The sequence below is a fragment of the Saccharothrix sp. S26 genome (genome assembly GCF_021390395.1).
Lineage (GTDB): Bacteria > Actinomycetota > Actinomycetes > Mycobacteriales > Pseudonocardiaceae > Actinosynnema.
The window spans coordinates 108,482-126,528 of sequence record NZ_JAJUWT010000010.1; the positions used below are offsets into that span (position 1 = coordinate 108,482).

Below are 18,047 nucleotides of genomic sequence, written 5' to 3' on the forward strand. Positions count from 1 at the left end.
TTCGCTCGATGGGGCGTATTTCACCGCATTTCAGCGGCTTCGCCTTCGGGCGTACCCTGGTGTCAGGTGAGCGTGTCACCTGACCGATTGGCATTCCCCAGCACTCGGATGAACGTTCTTCTCACCGGATCGGGTCGATCACTAGCTTTCGGGTGAGTGAATCGGCGGATCTGTGGAATTCATCCCGAGTGACGAAAGGGTGTCGATGAGCATTTACCTCACAGGTCTGCTGTGGGTCGCCGGCGCGGCGGTCGTGGCCGCCGTGATGGCTTACTTGATCCGCAAGTACGGCGAACTGGAAGGCCGCTCGGCCAACAACGAGGCCGCGGGGCAGGTGTTCACGATCGTGGGCGGCCTGCACGCGGTCCTGGTGGCGTTCGTGCTCATCGCCCTCTTCGACGCCGTCAACCAGGCCAGTGACGCCGCCTACCGCGAGGCCGACGGCCTGGTCGCCGCCACGTGGGCCAGCGACTCGCTGTCCCGCGACGTCGGCGAGCAGGTGCGCGAGATGTCCCGGCAGTACGCCGTCACCGTGATCGACGACGAGTGGCCGGGCATGGCGGCGGGCACGGACTTCCAGACGACCGGCTGGTCGCAGCTCGACCGGCTGCGGCAGGTCGTCGCCGAGGCGCCCACGACCGACGACTGGCAGGTCGACCGCAAGGTCGAGGCCGCCAACCAGCTGTGGCAGGTCTACCAGGCCCGGCAGGAGCGGCTGGAGGCGGCGGGCGGCGGCGTCAGCTCGGTGGTGTGGTTCGTGCTGATCGCGGGCAGCGTGCTGGCCGTGTGCCTGCCGCTGCTGTTCGGCGGGCCGCGCATCCGCACGCACGTGCTCATCGTGGCCACCCTCGCCGCGACCATCACGCTGCTGCTGTACGCGACCTACCAGCTGCAGAACCCGTTCGGCGGCGGCGCCGGGGTGAGCCCGGACGCGTTCCAGGCCGCGGTGGAGAGGTTCGGATGATCGAAGCGCTCGCGCAGGTGGTGTGCACCGTCATCCAGGTCGAGGCGGGGGCCCACGGCCCGTCGACCGTGTTCCAGGTGCGGCTGCCCTCCGGCGAGACGACTTCGCTCAACACCCTCGACCTGCGGCTCAACGCCATCGGCTTCTCGGCCGGGCAGAACCTCGTGTTCGGCGTGGACCAGCACGGCAGGCTGGTCGCGCTCGACCGCACCGGCCGGCTGGTCGGCGAGCCGACGCGGCCCTCGGGCCGGCTGCACAGCGCGACGGCGGGCGTGGTGGTGGGCGACCGGCTGGTCGTGCGGTCCGGGCCGTGGCTGCACTCGGTGGACATCGACCGGGGCAGCCCGACGTACGGCCACGTCGTGCGCCAGGCGTGGCTGTGGCCGTTGGGGACGACGGTCGACGACTTCGACCTCAACCCGGCCGACGGCCTGCTCTACGGCGTCGCCTCGCACCAGAGCGGCGGCGTGGTGGTCAGCATCGACCCCGGCACCGGCAAGACCACGCCGGTGCCGGGCGCGGGCAAGCTGCCCGGCGGGAGCTACGGCGCGGTGACGCTGTCGCCGGACGGGTCGCTCTACGCCACGAACAACAACCACGGCGGCCGCAGCACCCTGTGGCGGGTGGCGCTGGACGGCTCGGGCGTGGTCACCGAGATCTCGTCCCGCAAGGCCCTGCACACGATCGACTCGTCGGGCTGCCTGTCCACCATCCCGATTCCGACGACCACGCCGACCACCACGACCACAACCCCGCCGACGACGACCACCACGACAACAACGACCACGACAACAACGACCACCACCACCACAACGACAACACCGCCCACGACGACGACCACCACCACGACCGCCGTCCCACCGACCACGACCACCACGACGACCCCGCCACCGCAACCGACGACCACCACCAACACCACGACCCTCGCCCGGACGACGACCCCCACCACCGTCCGCCCGGCCCCCGCGGTGCCGCCGCCGAACATCCCCCCGCCACCGCCGCTGGAGACGCCGCCGCCGAACACGCCGCCGCCGTCCCCACCGCCACCACCGTCGCCGCCGCCACCGCCCCCACCGGCCGACCTCGTGGCACCGGACCGGCGGGTGGAGACGTTGGCGCCGACCAACAACACGCTGCGCGACCAACGCCGCTGGGGCCTGGCCGCGATGATCCTGATCCTGGCCGCGGGCGCGCTGGGCCGCCAAGCCGCCCGGCGCCGCTAGCCGGCCGGCAGGCGGGGTCCGGTCAGACCGCCAGCATCCGGCGCACCTCCTCGTCGTGCAGCTGCCCGGTGTCGCCGGCGTGCACCACCTCGCCCGCGTCCAGCACGACGAAGCGGTCCGCCAGCCGCACCGCGAAGTCGAGGTACTGCTCGACCAGCAGCACCGTCAACCCGGCTTCGCGGTGCAGCCGCTCGACGGCCGCCTCGATCTCGTCGATCACCGACGGCTGGATGCCCTCCGTCGGCTCGTCCAGCAGCAGCATCCGCGGCCGGGTGATCAACGCCCGCGCGATCGCCAACTGCTGCCGCTGCCCGCCGGACAGGAACCCGGCGGGCCGCTTGAAGAACTCCCGCAACGCCGGGAACACGTCCAGCGCCTCGTCCACCGCGCCCGGATCGCGGTGCGCCGTCGCCTCCAGCGTCACCTGGAGGTTCTCCCACACCGTCAACTGCGGGAACGAGACGTGACCCTGCGGCACGTACGCCATGCCCGCGCGGACCCGCTCGTGCGTCGGGGTCCGCGTGATGTCGCGCCCGTCGAACGCGATCCGGCCGGCCGTGGGCGTGAGCGTGCCCATCACCGTCTTGAGCAACGTCGTCTTGCCCACGCCGTTGCGCCCCATCACGCACACCAGCGACCCGGCGGGCACCTCCAGGTCCACCCCGAACAGCACCCGCGCCCGCCCGTACGCCGCGTCCACCCCGGACACCGACAGCATCACGTCACCGCCTTCCCCTTGGCCCGGCCCAGGTACACCTCGCGCACCTTCGGGTCCTCCTGCACCTCGGCGACCGAGCCCTCGCGCAGCACGCGGCCCTGGTGCAGCACGGTGACCTTGCGCGCGTACTTGCGCAGGAACTCCATGTCGTGCTCGACCACGACCACGGTGTGCGTGGCCGCGATCCGGTGCAGCAGCTCGCCCGTCCGCTCCCGCTCCGACCGGCTCATCCCCGCCACCGGCTCGTCCAGCAGCAGCAGCCTCGGCCGCTGCACCAGGAGCATCCCGATCTCCAGCCACTGCCGCTGCCCGTGCGAGAGCACCCCGGCCGGCTTGTCCGCCAACGCCGTCAGGTCGGCCGCCTCCAGCGCCGCCGCCACCGCGTCGGACACACCGCGCCGCCGGCGCAGCAACGACCGCAGCGGCAACCGGAAGCTGTCCGCGAGATCCAGGTTCTCCACCACGGTCAGCTCTTCGAACACGGTCGCGGTCTGGAACGTGCGGCCGACGCCCAGCCGCACGATCCGGTGCTCCCGCCGCCCCACCAGCTCCTGGCCGTCGAACCGCACGCTTCCCGCGGTCGGCTTGGTCAACCCGGTCACCACGTCGATCAACGTGGTCTTGCCCGCCCCGTTGGGCCCGATCAGGAACCGCAGCTCGCCCTCCTCGACGGTGAGGTCCAGCCCGTCGATCGCGGCGAAGCCGTCGAACACCACGCGCAGCCCGCGCACCTCCAGCAGCGCCGTCACGCCACCACCTCCGCGGGCTTGCGGCCCCACCGCAGCCGGGCCGACTCGACCACGCCCGCCAGGCCCTTCGGCGCGAACACCAGCACCAGCACGAACAGCCCGCCTTGGAGGTACAGCCAGCCCTCGGCGAAGTCCTCGCTGAACACGGTCTTGGCGTAGTTCACCGCGATCGCACCCGCGATCGCGCCCGCCAGGACGAACCGCCCGCCGACCGCCACGCCGACCAGCAGCTCCAACGACGGCACGATGCCGAGCAGCGCGGGGGAGATGATGCCGACGACCGGCACGAACAACGCACCCGCCAGGCCCGCCATCACCGCCGAGACGGTGAACGTGATCGTCTTGACCACGGCCGGGTCGTAGCCGAGGAACCGCACCCGGTCCTCGCCGTCGCGCACCGCGACCAGCAGCCGTCCGAACCGGCTGCGCACCAGCAGCTTCGCCACCAGGAACGTCAGGCCCAGCACGAGCGCCGTGATGGCGTACACGGCCCGCTGCCCGTTCGGGTCGGAGAGGTCGAGCCCGAAGAACCGGGTGAAGTTCGTCATCCCGTTCGTGCCGCCGGTGAGCCCCTGCTGGCCGACCAGCAGGATCACGAACGCCGCCGCCAGCGCCTGGGACAGGATCGCGAAGTACGCGCCCCGCACCCGTTGCCGGAACACGAGCAGCCCGAGCAGGAACGCCACCAGACCCGGCACGAGCACGACGGCGGCCAGCGCGAACACCGGGTTGCCGAACGGTTCCCACAGCGCGGGCAGCTCCTCGACCCCGCTCCACACCATGAAGTCGGGCAACCCGGCCGACCCGGCTTCCTCCAGCTTCAGGTACATCGCCATCGCGTAGCCGCCCAGGCCGAAGAACACGCCCTGCCCGAGCGTCAGCATCCCGCCCTGGCCCCAGGCCAGCGCGATGCCGACCGCGACGATCGCGAAGCACAGGTACTTCGCCAGCAGCCCGAGGCGGAACGGCGACAGCGCCAGCGGCGCCACCGCCAACAGCACCACGCACACCACGAGGGAGACGCGACCCAACGTCATACCAACGCCCTCCCCTTCACCACGAACATGCCCTGCGGCCGGACCTGGAGGAACGCGACGATCGCCACGAACACCAGCACCTTGGCCAGGCTCGCGTCCGTCCAGAACTCCAGGTAGCCGTTGAGGAACCCGAGCGCGACCGCCGCCAGCACCGCCCCGCGCAACTGGCCCAGCCCGCCCGCGACCACGACCAGGAACGCGTCCACGATGTAGAAGGTGCCCAGGCTCGGGCCGACCGGGCCGACGAGCGTCAACGCGACGCCCGCCACCCCGGCCAGCCCCGAGCCGAGCAGGAACGTGAAGCGGTCCACCCGACCGGTGGCGATGCCGCTGTACGCGGCCAGCTCCCGGTTCTGCACCACCGCCCGCATCCGGCGGCCGGCGGGCAGCCTGGTCAGGTACAGCCACACCCCGACCACGCACAGCACGGCCAGCGCGATGATGAACACCCGGTTGTGGGGCAGGCGGACGCCGAGCACGTCGACGCCGCCCACCAGCCAGCCCGGAGCCGTGACCTGCACGTTGGGCGCGCCGAAGAGGTCGCGCGCGAGCTGTTGCAGCACCAGGCTCACGCCCCAGGTCAGCAGCAGCGTGTCCAGCGGGCGGCCGTAGAACCGCCGGATCAGCGCCCACTCCAGCAGCAGCCCCATCGCCCCGGCCACGGCGAACGCGACCGGCAGGGCGATGAGGAACGACTGGCTGGTCAGGCCCTGCAACAGGTACGCGGTGTAGGCGCCCGCCATGATGAACTCGCCGTGCGCCATGTTGATCACGCCCATCTGGCCGAACGTGAACGTCAGCCCGAGCGCGATGAGCAGCAGCACCGCCGCGATGCTCAGCCCGATGGGCAGCTGGTTCGCCAGCGCGCCCATCAGCCGAGCCCGCCCGCCCAGTCGTAGCTCTTCAGGTACGGGTCCGGCTTGATCGGGCCGGGGGAGGACCAGACCTCCTTGATCTGGCCGTCGGCCTGCACCAGGCCGATCCGCGCGGTCTTGGCCACGTGCTGGTTCTCGCCGTCGATGGTGGTGGTGCCCTCGGGCGCCTCGATCGTGATGCCGCCCGCGGCCTTGCGCACCGCCTCGACCTCGGTCGTGCCCGCCTTCTTCACCGCTTCGGCCCACAGGTGCACGGCGTTGTAGCCGGCCTCCATCGGGTCCGACGTCACCTTGTCCGCGCCGTACTTGGCCTTGAACGCCTTGACGAAAGCGTCGTTCGCGGGCGTCGTGGTGGTCTGGTAGTAGTTCCACGCCACCAGGTGCCCGGCGACGTTCTCCGGACCGATGCCCTTGACCTCCTCCTCGGCGACGCTCACCGACACCACCGGCGTGGTCTGCGGCGTGATGCCGGAACCGCGCAGCTGCTTGAAGAACGCCACGTTGCTGTCGCCGTTGAGGGTGTTGAACACCGCGTCGGGCTTGGCGTCGGCGATCTTGTTGACCAGCGTGCTGTACTCGGTGTGGCCCAGCGGCGTGTACTCCTCGCCCAGCACCTCGATGCCCTTGGCGGCGGCGTACGCCTTGATGATCTTGTTGGCGGTGCGCGGGAACACGTAGTCGCTGCCCACCAGGAACATCTTCTTCTTGCCCTGCGAGGCCAGGTAGTCCAGCGCGGGCACGATCTGCTGGTTCGTCGTCGCGCCGGTGTAGAAGATGTACGGCGAGCTCTCCAGGCCCTCGTACTGCACCGGGTACCACAGCAACGCCTTGTTGCGCTCGAACACCGGCAGCATCGCCTTGCGGCTGGCCGAGGTCCAGCCGCCGAACACCGTCGCCACCTTGTCCTGCGAGATCAGCTTCTGCGCCTTCTCGGCGAACGTGGGCCAGTCCGACGCGCCGTCCTCGGTGACCGGGACGACCTTCTTGCCCAGCACGCCGCCCTTGGCGTTGATCTCCTCGATGGCCAGCAGCTCCGCGTCGCGCACGGTCACCTCGCTGATGGCCATCGTGCCGCTCAACGAGTGCAGGATGCCGACCTTGATCTCGTCACCGGAGGCCCCCGCGGCGCCTCCCGGCTCGTCGACGCAGGCCGTGGCGAGCAGGGCGGGCAGCAGGAGGGCGAGCAGACCGCGCTGGAAGGTCCTGGGGCGGGGGGTTCTGGAACGCACCGGCGGCTCCTTTCGAGCAGGTGGAACCGAGAAGCTATGAACCGCGTGTTGCGTGCCGGGCGCGCAGGGTTACGTTCGTGTGGCCAAGTGCGCACGGTATGCACTTGTGACCTGGCCGGCTCACCTTGCGCGGTCGCCGTGTCATCCGTTCGGCCGCCGGTGTCGTCCGAAGGTGCGACATCGCCGGGCACCTTCGACCGACGACCGCGAACCGCCTCTCGTCCTACGTTCGGTGGCGAGCTGTCAGGGGGAGGAAGGTCATGGGTGGACGGATCGCGGCACTGGACGTGCTGCGCGGGGTGGCGATCCTGGGCACGTTCGGGACCAACGTGTGGGTCTTCACGCACCCGCAAGGGGTGCTGGGGTTCCTGGCCGGGTTCGGCGGGGGCGCGGGCGACACCGTGACGGCGTTGCTCCAGATGATTTCCAACGGCAAGTTCCTCGGGCTGTTGTCGATCCTGTTCGGGATCGGCCTGGCGATCCAGCACCGTTCCGCCGAACGGCGGGGGCTGCGCTGGCCCGGCTGGTACCTGTGGCGCTCGGCGCTGCTGTTGTTCGAGGGCTTGCTGCACTACGTGCTGGTCTTCGAGTTCGACGTGCTGATGTTCTACGCGGTGGTGTCCGTGCTGGTCGCCTTCCTCGTGGGCCGCAGCGCGCGTGTGCGGGTCGGCTGGATGGTCGCCACGGGCGCGCTGAACCTGGCGCTCGTCGGGTTGATCACGGTGGGGCTGCTGGTCGGTGACGCGACCGTCGGCGAGCCGGGGTTCGTGCCGTCCGGGGACGGCTGGTGGGACGGGGTGCGGGACCGGGTCGAGCACTTCGCGCTGTTCCGCGCCGAGGGGTTCCTGGTGCTGCCGTTGAGCACCCTGCTGTTCCTGGCCGGTGCGTGGCTGTTCGAGGCCGGGGCGTTGGAGGACTCCGCGCGGGGTGCGCGGATCCGGCGGCGGCTGGTGGTGTGGGGGTTGGGCGTCGGCGTGCCGCTCAACGTCGCCACCACGCTGGCCGGGCGGGAGTGGTTCGCCGTCGACCGGTACGTGTGCGCGCCGCTGGTCGCGTTCGGGCTGCTCGGCGCCATCACCGCGCTGGTGCACCGGGTGCGGGCCGAGGCCGGGCCGGTGCGCCGGGGTCTCACGGCGGTCGGCCGGTCGGCGTTGAGCTGCTACATCGCGCAGAACGTGCTCGCCTCCGCGCTGTGCTACCAGTGGGGACTCGGCCTGGCGCGACGGTGGGGGCACCTCGGCCCGTGGTTCACCGCCGGCGTGTGGCTGGTGGTCGCCGTGCTGCTGGTGGCGGGCGCGTCGTGGTGGATGCGGCGGTTCCAGCGTGGGCCCGTGGAGGCGCTGTGGGACAGGGCTTACCGTGCGCCACAACGACGTGCGGCGGCCAATACGCTGCGGGCATGAGTCCTCTCGACGTCGACACGAGGGTGCTGCGGTACTTCGTGGCCGTGGCCGAGCGGTTGAGCTTCACCGCGGCCGCGCGCGACCTGTACGTCTCGCAGCCCGCGTTGAGCAGGCAGGTCCGGCAGCTCGAGGCGGAGCTGGGCGTCGAGCTGTTCGTGCGGACCGGCCGGGAGATCCGGTTGACCGCGGCGGGCGGCGAGCTGCTGCCGCTGGCGCGCGCGGCGGTGGCCGGCTGGCGGGACGCGGTGCGGGTGGCGCGGTCGACGGCGGCGGCCGAGGCGAACGTGCTGCGGGTCGGGTTCGTCGCGTCGGGTGGGGGCAGCGTGGCGCGGCGGGCGCGGTCGGCGTTCGCCGCGCGGCGGCCCGACGTGACGATCGAGCCGAAGCGGTGCGACTGGGGCGGCGAGCCGGACGCCCTGCGGCAAGGGCTGGTCGACGTGGCGTTCGTGTGGCTGCCCGCGGACACCGACGGCCTGCGCGCCCGGGTGGTGGCGACCGAGCCGCGGTACGTCGCCCTGGCCCGCGACCACCCGTTGACGGCACGGGAGTCGCTGGTCATCGGGGACCTGCGCGACGAGCCGTTGATGTGGACGCGCAAGGCGCCGAAGCAGTGGGTGGACTGGTGGGCGGTGAACCCGCGGCCGGACGGCGGCGAACCCGTGTGGGGACCGGAGAACGACAACGCGGACGAGATGCTGGAGCACGTCGCGAGCGGTGCGGCGGTGTGCCTGGGACCCGAGTCCATGGCCGAGTACTACGCCCACCCCGACCTGGCGTGGCGGCCGGTCACGGACATCGAGCCGCTGCGGATCGCGGTCGCCTGGGCCGCGGAGCACCCGAGCCCGCTGGTGCGCGCGTTCGTGGAGACGACCGCGAGGGTGGGCGACCGGTAGCCGGTGCCGCGAAACGCTGTTGTCGTTCCGGTCGACGGACTGGGGGTGCCGTGGTGTCACAGCAGTAGCCGGTCGTGCGGGACGTGCCGGCCGACGCGACCGGGCGGTTCGCGGACCTCGTCCGGTCCGCCGGGCGCGCTCGCGACCCCCGACTGGACGGTGGCCGACACGACGGCGCACGTCGTGGCCATCGCCTCGATCTGCACCACCCTGCTCGCGCCCGACGGCGGCGAGGTGGCCGACCCGGCGCCGGCCGCGCGCATCCCCACCGTCACGGTGGAGACCGTCGTCGAGCTGAACGACCTGGCCCTGCGTCGCTTCACCCAGCGCGACCCGGTCGTGCTGGCGGCCGTGCTGCGGTCGATGGTCGACTCGGTGCTGGAGGTGACCGACGGGACCGACCCCGAGCGGACCGTGCCGTGGCTGGGCGCGTCCCGGGTGCCGGTCGCGGGCGTGCTCGCGCACCTGGTCAACGAACTGCTCGTGCACGGCAGGGACGTCGCCCGCGGCATCGGCGGCGTGCTCGACGGCCGACCGCCCGACGACCGCCGCACCGCCGTGGCGTTCCGCTCCCGCCACACCACCCCGGTGACGATCGTCCTGCACCGGGGCCGGGCCTGGGCCGAGGACCCCGGCGGCCCGGTCGACGTGCGCCTGGCGTTCGACCCGGCCGTGCTCAACCTGGTCCTGTTCGGCCGGGTGGGCCGGGTGCGCGCGGCGCTGACGGGGAAGCCGCGCGTCAGCGGGCGGCGGCCGTGGCTGCTGCCCGCCTTCCTGCGCACCGTCCGCCTGCCGACGAACTCCGTGCCCAGGTCGGCGGGTCAGCCGAGCGGCCGGACCCGCCAGACCCGGTCGTTGCCCTCGGAGGTCTTGTCGGAGTGCACCGCGTAGTCGGTCCCGTAGAGGTACTCGCCCTTCGCACCGCCGTCGGCGAGCGCGTACCGCCAGCCGCCCAGGGCGGGGATGCGGGTGAAGCGGGCGTTCCTGTCCGTGCACTCGATGTAGATGATGGTGTAGAGGTTGTCGTGGAAGTTCTTGGCACCGATGCACACGTCGTACGCGCGACTCTTGATCAGGTAGTACTTGTTCTCCGGTCGGAAGACGTCGTGGACCTGGGGTGCCGCGGCGGAACCGGTCAGGCAGGTCTTCATGTCGGGCGTGTAGTTGCCGGCCGCCGCCTTCTCCGGCGTGGCGCACTTGGACCGGCCGAAGTTGTAGAACTGGCCCACCTCGACCTGGTCGGCGGCGCCGGCGGGCGCGGTCAGGACGGACAGCAGCGCGACGGCCACCGCGCCGATCACGGTCCCTCGATCGAGCTTGCGCATCAGGCGGACCCCTTCCGTGCGTTTCCGCCGGGGTCGCCCGCTCCCGCGAGTCGAGACGTGCCGGGTGAGGGTTTCCCACGGTGGGATGACCCGGTGCACCCGCGCAGGTGGTGGCCGCGGCTGAGCCGGTGACCGACCGCCACGGGGTCGCCGGCTGACGCACGACCGCCCCGCCGAGGACGCGAGCCTCGGCGGGGCGGTCGTCACGCGATGTTCGTCACGGGTAGTTGACGACGTAACGCTGCTGCGTGGCCATGTTCGCCGCGCCGCCGATGCCGTTCACCACGTTGTCGATCGTGCCGACACCGCCGAGCGACACGGTGACGAGGTCGTGCAGCCGCACGCCCGACCGGTTGGGCACCTCGAAGCCGTTGGCCGTGTGGATGCTCGGGTCGGCCTGGTTGAACGAGTACACGCCCATGCCCCAGCCCTCGTGCGTGGTGACGTGGTCGGCCACGTTGTACCCCGCCCAGCCCGGCTGCGAGCCGTTCATCCACGACGCCTGGTTCGGCGGGTCGTACGGCAGCTCGTTCTGGAAGAAGTACGTGCGGCCGCCGTTGCCGTTCCACAGCACGTTGTACTGCTGGTAGTGCTCGACGAACAACCCGTACGCGGTCACGTTGTCGCCGTTGACGACCACGCCGTTGCGGCCGGTGTTGACCGTCCAGCCTACGCCCGCGCCGTGGTCGGCGCGCCACACCCACGTGTGGTCCACGATCACGTCATCGCTGTTGATCTCCAACGAGACCGTGGCCTTGCCCGCCTGCGAACCGCCCACGCGCAGGTACACGTCGTGCAGCGAGGTCGGGTTCGCCGCGTGCGAGGCCGCCGAGCCGGTCGGGCCGACCTGGAGCAGCACCGGGGAGTTCTGCACGCCGGCGTCGACCAGGAACCCGGCCAGCTTCACACCGTCCACATCGGACACCGCCAGCGCGGCCCTGCCCGTGTCGGGGGACAGCGTCGCCAGGCCGAGGCCCAGCACGACGGTGTTCGGCCGCGTCACGTTGATCGTGTCGCTGAGCCGGTGCACGCCCGGCGTCAGGAGCAGGTGCTTGCCCTGCGCCAGCGCGGCGTTGGTCGTCGCCACCGGGGTGCCCGGCTTGACGATGAAGAAGTCCGCCAGCGAGATCGACTGGCCGGCGGGCGTGCCCGCTTCCCAGCTCGTGCCGCGCGAGTTGGTGCGCAGCGCCGGGACGAACACCTTGTACTCGCCGTTCTCGAAGTACAGGAACGGCTTCTCGCGCACGACCGGCGTGGTGTCGACGGTGGTGTGAGAGGGGTTGGGGAAGTGCTGCGCGGGTGAGCCCGGCGAGCCGACGAACACCATGTTCCACACCGAGCCGTTCCAGCCGCCCGCGAGGTTGCTGTTGCGGGTCAGGAACTGCTGCTGCGAGCCGGACACCGTGACGCCGTCGATCTTGCTGTCCACGATGAGGCCGCCGGACGCCCAGCCGTCGCCGCCGTTCCACAGCTGGACCTGGCCGGACAGGTGCATGCGCCGGTAGGACGCGGCCTGCGACACCGCCCACCGCTCGATCTGGCCCGCGGGCAGGTTGACGAACAGGTTCTCGGCCTGGCGCCAGAAGTTCTGCGTGGCGTTGCCGAGGTTGTTCGGGTTGTCGCCCTGCTGCAACCAGTCGGCTTCGACGCGCACGTGGCCGTTGAGCCGCACGTCGTCCGGCCGCAGGCCCAGGCCGGCGACCTGGGTGTAGAAGCGGAGGTTGACGTCGGCGTCGTACACGCCCGGCTTGTACAGGATCGCGTACCGCTCCGGGCCGAACTGGTTGGTCTTCATCTGGGTGGAGATCTGGTCCAGTCGCGACTGCATCGCGGCGCGGTCGTAACCCGGGCCGTAGACGAGCACGTTCGGGCCGAAGTCGGGGTTGCGCGGGTCGGTCGGCGGTACGACCGGGCCGCCCGAGGTCTCGGTGTTGACTGCCAGCTCCCACAGTGAGTAGCCGTAGCCGGTGGCGCGTGCCGTGCCGTAGACCCGCAGGTAACGGCCGGTGCCCGTGACGGTCAAGGACTGCGTGCCGCCGGTGCCGGTGGTGGTGGAGTAGACGGTGTTCCAAGTGGACGCGTTGTCGGACAACTGCACCTGGAACGCCCGGCCGTACGCGGCTTCCCAGGTCAGCGTCACGCGGCACACCTGCTGCGTGGAGCCGAGGTCGACCTGGAGCCACTGGGGGTCGGCGAACGCGCTGGACCAGCGCGTGCCGGTGTTGCCGTCGACCGCGGCGGCGGCAGGGGTGCCGCCGTTCTCGACGGACGACGCGGTCGCCGGGCGGTTGAGCGCGGCGTTGGTCGTGCCGCACTCGGCGGCCTGCGCGGACTGGGTGATCACGGGGCTGAGCACCGCGGCGAGGCCGAGTGCCAGCGCGGCGGTCAGGACCCGTGACAGGGAACGGGGAGAGCTCATGGTCCTACCTGACGAGGTAAGGGGCGTGAGAAGGCCCGGAGCCGTGCCTCCGTGGCACCGGAGGCGCTGAGAGAGCGCTCTCTCGGAGCGTAACGCCGATGTTGCGAAGACGTCAACGACGGTTCAGGCGGCGGGTGCGGACAGGGGGTGCAGGGGTCACGAGGAGTCGCGCACGACCAGGGAAGGTTCGAAGATCACGGATTTCGGGCGCAGTCCCGGTTCTTCGACGTGGTCCAGCAACAACCGGGACATCCCGGCCGCCATGTCCTCGACCGGTTGCCGCACCGTGGTCAGGCGCGGGCGGCACGAGAGCGCCGGGCTGCTGTCGTCGAAACCCACCAGCGCCACGTCGTCCGGGATCCGGCGGCCGTGCTTTTGCAGCACCAGCAGCGCGCCTTGCGCCATCAGGTCGTTCGCGGCGAACACGCCGTCGAGGTCCGGGTGCTCGGCCAGCAGGCGTTCCATCGCGACCTCGCCGCTGGCCGAGGTGAAGCCGCCCTCGGCGATCGGGACGTACGGGAAACCGTGGCGCGCCATGGCGTCGCGGAAGCCCGTCAGCCGGTCCTGCGAGGCGGGCACGTCCAGCGGGCCGGTGATCGTCACGACGTGCTTGCGGCCGCGGTGGACGAGGTGGTCGGCGGCCAGCTTCGCGCCGGCCTGGTGGTCGAGGTCGACGTAGCTGATCGGGACGGGGCGGGCGGGGCGCGCGAACAGCACGGCGGGCAGTTCGGCTTGGACGAGGCGGGCCGGGAGCGGGTCCTCGGCGTGGGTGGAGACGAGCAGCGCGCCGTCCGCGCTGCCCTGGCGGAGGAAGGAGAGGACGTCCTCGCGGGCCGGTTCGGTGTCGGCGACCATCAGGACCGGGTGCACGCCGCGCGTGCGCAGGAAGCCCAGGACACCGCTCGCGACCCGGCCGAAGAAGGGGTCGGAGAAGACGCGTGCGGCGAACGTGTCCTCCTCGCCCGGGTCGCCCGCGCCGGAGACGACGAGCGCGACCGTGCCCGACCGCTTGGTGACGAGGGAGCGGGCGGCGCGGTTGGGCGCGTAGCCGGTCTTGGCGATGGCGGCGCGGACGACTTCCTGGATCTTGCGGTCGACGTTGCGGGTGCCGTTGATGACGCGGGAGACGGTGGCGCGGGACACGCCGGCGACCCGCGCCACGTCTTCCAACGTCGGCGGTGCGGTCGGCGGTCTGCTCATCCCCTCATTCTGCCACGGCCCGGAGAGCGCTCTCCCACGCGTGTCCTACGTTCAGAACGCGTGTGTCCTACGTTCGGGACCCTCGAGTTGAACGCTCAGGTGCGGTGGGTGCGGGTCCGGGGGGTGTAGGCCGGGGGCGGTTGGCTGTGCTTGCTTCCGGCTCGATTTGACATGGGGCCCTTACGGGCACTCCAGGCAGGCCAAAGCCGGCAGGCCCGGCGGGGAAGAGCGTCCCGCCAGGCCTGCCGGCTTCGACCAGCCTAAAGCACCCGAACCCATGTCAAATCGGGCCTCGGTGGGCTGGTTCCGGGTCCGTTGTGGGTGTTGGGGTGGGGGTGGTTTGGATTGTTAGGGGGGTGTTGGAGGAGGAGGGGCCGATGAGGAGGGTGAAGGGGCCCGGTTCGGTGGTCCAGCCCGTTGGGGTCCAGTGTTGGAAGGCGCGGGTGGGGATGGTGAGGTCGACGTCGGTCGTTTGGCCCGGGTTGGCGGTGGTGGTGGTCCAGGTGGCCAGCCAGCGGGATGGGCGGTCGATGGTGGTGGATTGGCGGGACACGTAGACCTGCACCACTTCGCGGCCGGGGCGGTTGCCCGTGTTGCGGAGGCGGACGCGGATGCCCGATTCGGTGGTGGTGGCGTCTTCGTAGGACCACGTCGTGTAGCCCAGGCCGTGGCCGAACCAGTAGGCCGGTGGGGTCGCGGAACGGTGCCACGCGCGGTAGCCCAGGTGGAGGCCCTCGGAGTAGTGGAGGGTGCCGTGGTGTGGTTGGACGGTCGAGACGGGGACGTCTTGTCCGGTGGCGGGCCAGGTGGTGGGGAGGCGGCCGCCCGGTTCGCGCACGCCGAAGAGGACGTCGGCCAGGCCGTGGCCCGCTTCCTGGCCCGGGAACCAGGTCAGCAGGACGGCGGACACCTCGTCGCGCCACGGCAGTTCCACCGGGCCGCCGGAGTTGACCACGACCACGGTCCGGTCGTTCACCGCGCGGATGGCGCGCACCAGGTCGTCCTGGCGTCCCGGCAGGGCCAGTGACGTCCGGTCGAAGCCCTCGCTCTCGATCTCGTCGGTGGTGCCCACGACGACCACGGCGACGTCGCTGGAGCGGGCCAGGTCGATGGCGCGGGACAGTTCGTCGGCGTCGCTCAGGCGTGGCGGGTCGGCGGCGAGGACGGTGGCCGTGCCGGTGTGTTCACGCAGTTCGCGGCGGGCGACGAGGTCGACGGTGGTGCCGGCTTCGAGGTGGGCGGTGGCCTGTCGGTGCGGCGGGGTCAGGTGGATGACGGCCGGGTCGTCGGTGTCGAGCGGGACGTCGGTGTCGATCAGGCGGACGCCCGCGACGTCGAGGGTGAGGCGGCCGAACCCGGCCACGGAGATCGTCCAGTCGCCGGTCACGTCGACGGTGAGCTCGCCGTGCAGCTCCACGGTGTGCGCGCGGTCGACCAGGGGGACTTCCAGGACGCGGCCGAGGAGGCGGTGGTCGGTGGTCAGCTCCGCGCCGTCGACGTCGAGGAGGCGGACCAGGAGGCCCGGTTCGCCGTGGTGCGGGTGGCGGCAGTTGGCGGTGGTCAGGGGAGCGGGGCGGTCCTGGAGGCGGACGCCGGGCGCGTGCACGACGGAGGCGACCTCGGCGATGCCCTCGACGAACGACACGACCGACTCGGGGTAGACGCCCGCGCTGCCGCCGCCCTGGATGCGGGTGGTGGCGGCGTTGGGGCCGAGGACGGCGACCTTCACGTCGGGTGACAGGGGGAGGACGCCGTCGTTGCGCAGCAGGACGGTGCTCGCGGCCACGGCTTCGCGCAGCAGGTCGTGCGGGGCTTCGACCTGCGGTGTCACGGGTGTGGAGCCGTTGAGCGCGCCGACCCGGGAGGCCAGGCGGAGCAGTCGTTCGAGCTTGAGGTCCAGCGCGCTCTCGGGCACCTCGCCGTTCTCGACGGCGGCGGCCAGGTCGTTCCACGGGCTCCGCGGGCCGGGCATGGCGAGGTCCTGGGCGGCCCGCGCGGACGGCGCGGTGGAGCGGACCGCGCCCCAGTCGGAGACGACCAGGCCGTCGAAGCCCCACGTGCCCTTCAGCGGTTCGTCCAACAGCGGGCTCTCCGACATGGTGACGCCGTTGACCCCGTTGTACGCCGACATCACCACCCACACGCCGGCGCGGACGGCGGCCTCGAACGGCACCAGGTAGACCTCGTGGAGGGTGCGTTCGTCCACCTCGGCGTTCAACGTCATGCGCTCGGTCTCGGAGTCGTTGGCCACGTAGTGCTTGGCCGTGGCCGCGACACCACCGCTCTGCACGCCGGTGATGTAGGCCGCGCCGATGCCCGCGGTCAGCACGGGGTCTTCGGAGAAGCACTCGAAGTGCCGACCGCCGAACGGCGTCCGGTGCAGGTTGAGCGTGGGCGCGAGCAGGACGTCCACGCCCTTGCGGCGCGCCTCGGCCGCCAGCAGGACGCCGAGCCGTCGCACGAGGTCGACGTCCCAGGTGGCGGCCAGCGCGGTGGGGGAGGGCAGGGCCAGTGACGTGCTGCGCTCGTCCCAGCCCTGGCCGCGCACCCCGATCGGGCCGTCGGACACCACGATCGACCGCAGCCCCACGTCGGGTTCGTCGTGCGTCCGCCAGCCCGTGGCACCGGTCAGCAGCCGAACCTTGCGCCTCACGTCCACACCGGGCCCCTTGTCTTGGAGAGCGCTCTCCCGTCAGCGTCGGGCTCGGCCGCCGGATCTGTCAAGGCGGTCAGGCGATGTCGACGCGGGGTGCGGGTTTGCGCGGGTCGGCGGCGCGGTCGAGGAGGGCGGCGACCGGGAGGGTGGCGGCGCCGACGGCGACGGCGTCCGGGCCCAGGCGGCCCAGCTCGATCGAGATCTGCTCGTACGGGTGCCGCAGCGCGTGGGCGCGGGTGGCGGCCACGATCCGGTCCAGCTGGTGCGACCCGAGGGCCAGGCCGGCCCAGCCGCCCAGCACGATCCGCTCCGGGTTGAACAGGTTGACCAGGTTCGCGATGCCCGCGCCCAGGTAGCCCGCGGTCTCCTCCAAGACGCGGGCGGCGGTCTTGGAGCGGGACGCGGAGTCGATCAACGCGGCCACGGTCGACTGCTCGTCGCCCGCGGCCAGTTCGCGCCCACGTGCCTTGCGGTACCGGTCGAGGATGCCCTCCGCGCCCACGTAAGCCTCCAGGCACCCCAGAGCACCGCACCGGCACGGCCTGCCGCCGTACACGATGGTCGTGTGCCCCCACTCGCCCGCCGAGCTGGTGGCACCGCGGTAGACCCCGCCGTCGGTCACCACGGCCGCGCCGACACCGGAGCCGATGAGGGCTATCACCACGTGCCGCGCGCCCCGGCCCGCGCCGAACCACATCTCCGCCTGGCCCTGCGTCTTGGCCCCGTTCTCCACGTACAGCGGCCACGCGGACTCCGACGCCGAGGCGACCAGCTCCTCCAGCCGCACGCCGTCCCACCCGATGGTCGGCGCGTGCACGACCGCGGTCGTGCCCTGCTCCACGGTCCCGGGCACGCCGATGCCGACGCCGAGCACGGTCGACGCCGGTACGCCCGCCGAGTCGACCACGTCCCGGACCGCCGCCGCGATCAACGAGGCCACGGCGGTGGGCGAGGACGGTGACAACGGGCGGTCGAACGCGGCCAGCTGGGTCAACGACAGGTCGAACAGCTCGACCTTGATCCCCGTCTCGCCCACGTCCACCCCGACCACGTGCCCGAACGCGGGGTTGACGCGCAGCAGCACGCGCGGCCGGCCGCCGTCGGAGTCCACCGAACCGGCCTCGACCACGAGCCCGTCGTCGACCAGCTCGCCGGTCACGTTGGACACCGTCGCCGCCGACAGCCCGGACCGCCGGGACAGCTCGTACCTGCTCAACGGCCCGTCGAAGAACAGCGTGGACAGCAGGGTCGAGCGGTTCTGCCGACGCAGGTCGCGGACGGTGGTGCGCTTCGGTGCCACGCCCCGACCTTAGTTTGCGACTTAAAATTAGCCTAAGTTTGTAACCTGTTCGTGAT

15 protein-coding genes are annotated in these 18,047 nt (G+C 71.7%); 5 read left to right on the forward strand and 10 right to left on the reverse strand.

Going from position 1 to position 18,047, the window contains the following annotated elements:
* Positions 1-205 precede the first annotated feature (205 nt).
* The gene (locus tag LZG04_RS17640; protein ID WP_233818316.1) at positions 206-964 is read left to right on the forward strand and encodes a DUF4239 domain-containing protein; all 759 of its coding nucleotides are present in this window, start codon (positions 206-208) and stop codon (positions 962-964) included.
* The gene (locus LZG04_RS17645; RefSeq protein ID WP_233818318.1) at positions 961-2,187 is read left to right on the forward strand and encodes a hypothetical protein; all 1,227 of its coding nucleotides are present in this window, start codon (positions 961-963) and stop codon (positions 2,185-2,187) included. Before LZG04_RS17640 ends, LZG04_RS17645 begins: the two co-directional genes overlap by 4 nt.
* Before the next feature lie 22 nt (positions 2,188-2,209).
* Here the strand turns inward: LZG04_RS17645 and urtE are convergent, their stop codons facing one another.
* Genes urtE through urtA form a run of 5 tightly spaced genes read right to left on the reverse strand, consistent with a single transcriptional unit; the run spans position 2,210 to position 6,795 of the window.
* Positions 2,210-2,905 carry an urea ABC transporter ATP-binding subunit UrtE gene (urtE, locus tag LZG04_RS17650; RefSeq protein WP_233818320.1) on the reverse strand — a complete coding sequence of 232 codons (696 nt, stop codon included), beginning with the start codon at positions 2,903-2,905 and terminating at the stop codon, positions 2,210-2,212.
* A complete protein-coding gene (gene urtD, locus LZG04_RS17655) occupies positions 2,905-3,654 on the reverse strand; it encodes an urea ABC transporter ATP-binding protein UrtD (protein WP_233818322.1) in 750 nt (249 codons plus the stop codon). The genes urtE and urtD overlap by 1 nt, the downstream gene beginning before the upstream one ends.
* Positions 3,651-4,691 carry an urea ABC transporter permease subunit UrtC gene (gene urtC, locus LZG04_RS17660; protein ID WP_233818324.1) on the reverse strand — a complete coding sequence of 347 codons (1,041 nt, stop codon included), beginning with the start codon at positions 4,689-4,691 and terminating at the stop codon, positions 3,651-3,653. Before urtC ends, urtD begins: the two co-directional genes overlap by 4 nt.
* Positions 4,688-5,563, reverse strand: coding sequence for an urea ABC transporter permease subunit UrtB (gene urtB / locus LZG04_RS17665; RefSeq protein ID WP_233818326.1), 876 nt, complete (start codon positions 5,561-5,563; stop codon positions 4,688-4,690). Before urtB ends, urtC begins: the two co-directional genes overlap by 4 nt.
* The gene (gene urtA, locus LZG04_RS17670) at positions 5,563-6,795 is read right to left on the reverse strand and encodes an urea ABC transporter substrate-binding protein (protein ID WP_233818328.1); all 1,233 of its coding nucleotides are present in this window, start codon (positions 6,793-6,795) and stop codon (positions 5,563-5,565) included. Before urtA ends, urtB begins: the two co-directional genes overlap by 1 nt.
* Before the next feature lie 260 nt (positions 6,796-7,055).
* Between urtA and LZG04_RS17675 the strand changes: the two genes are divergently transcribed.
* From LZG04_RS17675 to LZG04_RS17690, 3 genes are all read left to right on the forward strand, one after another.
* Positions 7,056-8,198, forward strand: a complete 1,143-nt coding sequence (locus tag LZG04_RS17675; RefSeq protein WP_233818330.1) for a DUF418 domain-containing protein — start codon at positions 7,056-7,058, stop codon at positions 8,196-8,198.
* Positions 8,195-9,091 carry a LysR family transcriptional regulator gene (locus LZG04_RS17685; protein ID WP_308199149.1) on the forward strand — a complete coding sequence of 299 codons (897 nt, stop codon included), beginning with the start codon at positions 8,195-8,197 and terminating at the stop codon, positions 9,089-9,091. Before LZG04_RS17675 ends, LZG04_RS17685 begins: the two co-directional genes overlap by 4 nt.
* Positions 9,092-9,250: 159 nt before the next feature.
* Entirely contained in the window at positions 9,251-9,982 is a 732-nt protein-coding gene (locus LZG04_RS17690) for a maleylpyruvate isomerase N-terminal domain-containing protein (protein ID WP_233818332.1), read from the forward strand.
* Here the strand turns inward: LZG04_RS17690 and LZG04_RS17695 are convergent.
* The 5 genes from LZG04_RS17695 to LZG04_RS17715 all read right to left on the reverse strand — a co-directional run bounded on the left by LZG04_RS17695 (position 9,913) and on the right by LZG04_RS17715 (position 17,991).
* On the reverse strand, positions 9,913-10,416 hold the full coding sequence (locus tag LZG04_RS17695) for a hypothetical protein (protein ID WP_233818335.1): 504 nt from the start codon (positions 10,414-10,416) through the stop codon (positions 9,913-9,915). The two genes, LZG04_RS17690 and LZG04_RS17695, sit on opposite strands and share 70 nt — an antisense overlap.
* Positions 10,417-10,633: 217 nt before the next feature.
* A complete protein-coding gene (locus LZG04_RS17700; protein WP_233818337.1) occupies positions 10,634-12,835 on the reverse strand; it encodes a discoidin domain-containing protein in 2,202 nt (733 codons plus the stop codon).
* Positions 12,836-12,991: 156 nt separating this feature from the next.
* Entirely contained in the window at positions 12,992-14,035 is a 1,044-nt protein-coding gene (locus LZG04_RS17705) for a LacI family DNA-binding transcriptional regulator (RefSeq protein ID WP_233818339.1), read from the reverse strand.
* A gap of 280 nt (positions 14,036-14,315) precedes the next feature.
* Positions 14,316-16,688, reverse strand: a complete 2,373-nt coding sequence (locus LZG04_RS17710) for a glycoside hydrolase family 3 C-terminal domain-containing protein (RefSeq protein WP_233818341.1) — start codon at positions 16,686-16,688, stop codon at positions 14,316-14,318.
* Between the two features lie 76 nt (positions 16,689-16,764).
* Positions 16,765-17,991 carry an ROK family transcriptional regulator gene (locus tag LZG04_RS17715; protein WP_233818343.1) on the reverse strand — a complete coding sequence of 409 codons (1,227 nt, stop codon included), beginning with the start codon at positions 17,989-17,991 and terminating at the stop codon, positions 16,765-16,767.
* Positions 17,992-18,047 lie beyond the last annotated feature (56 nt).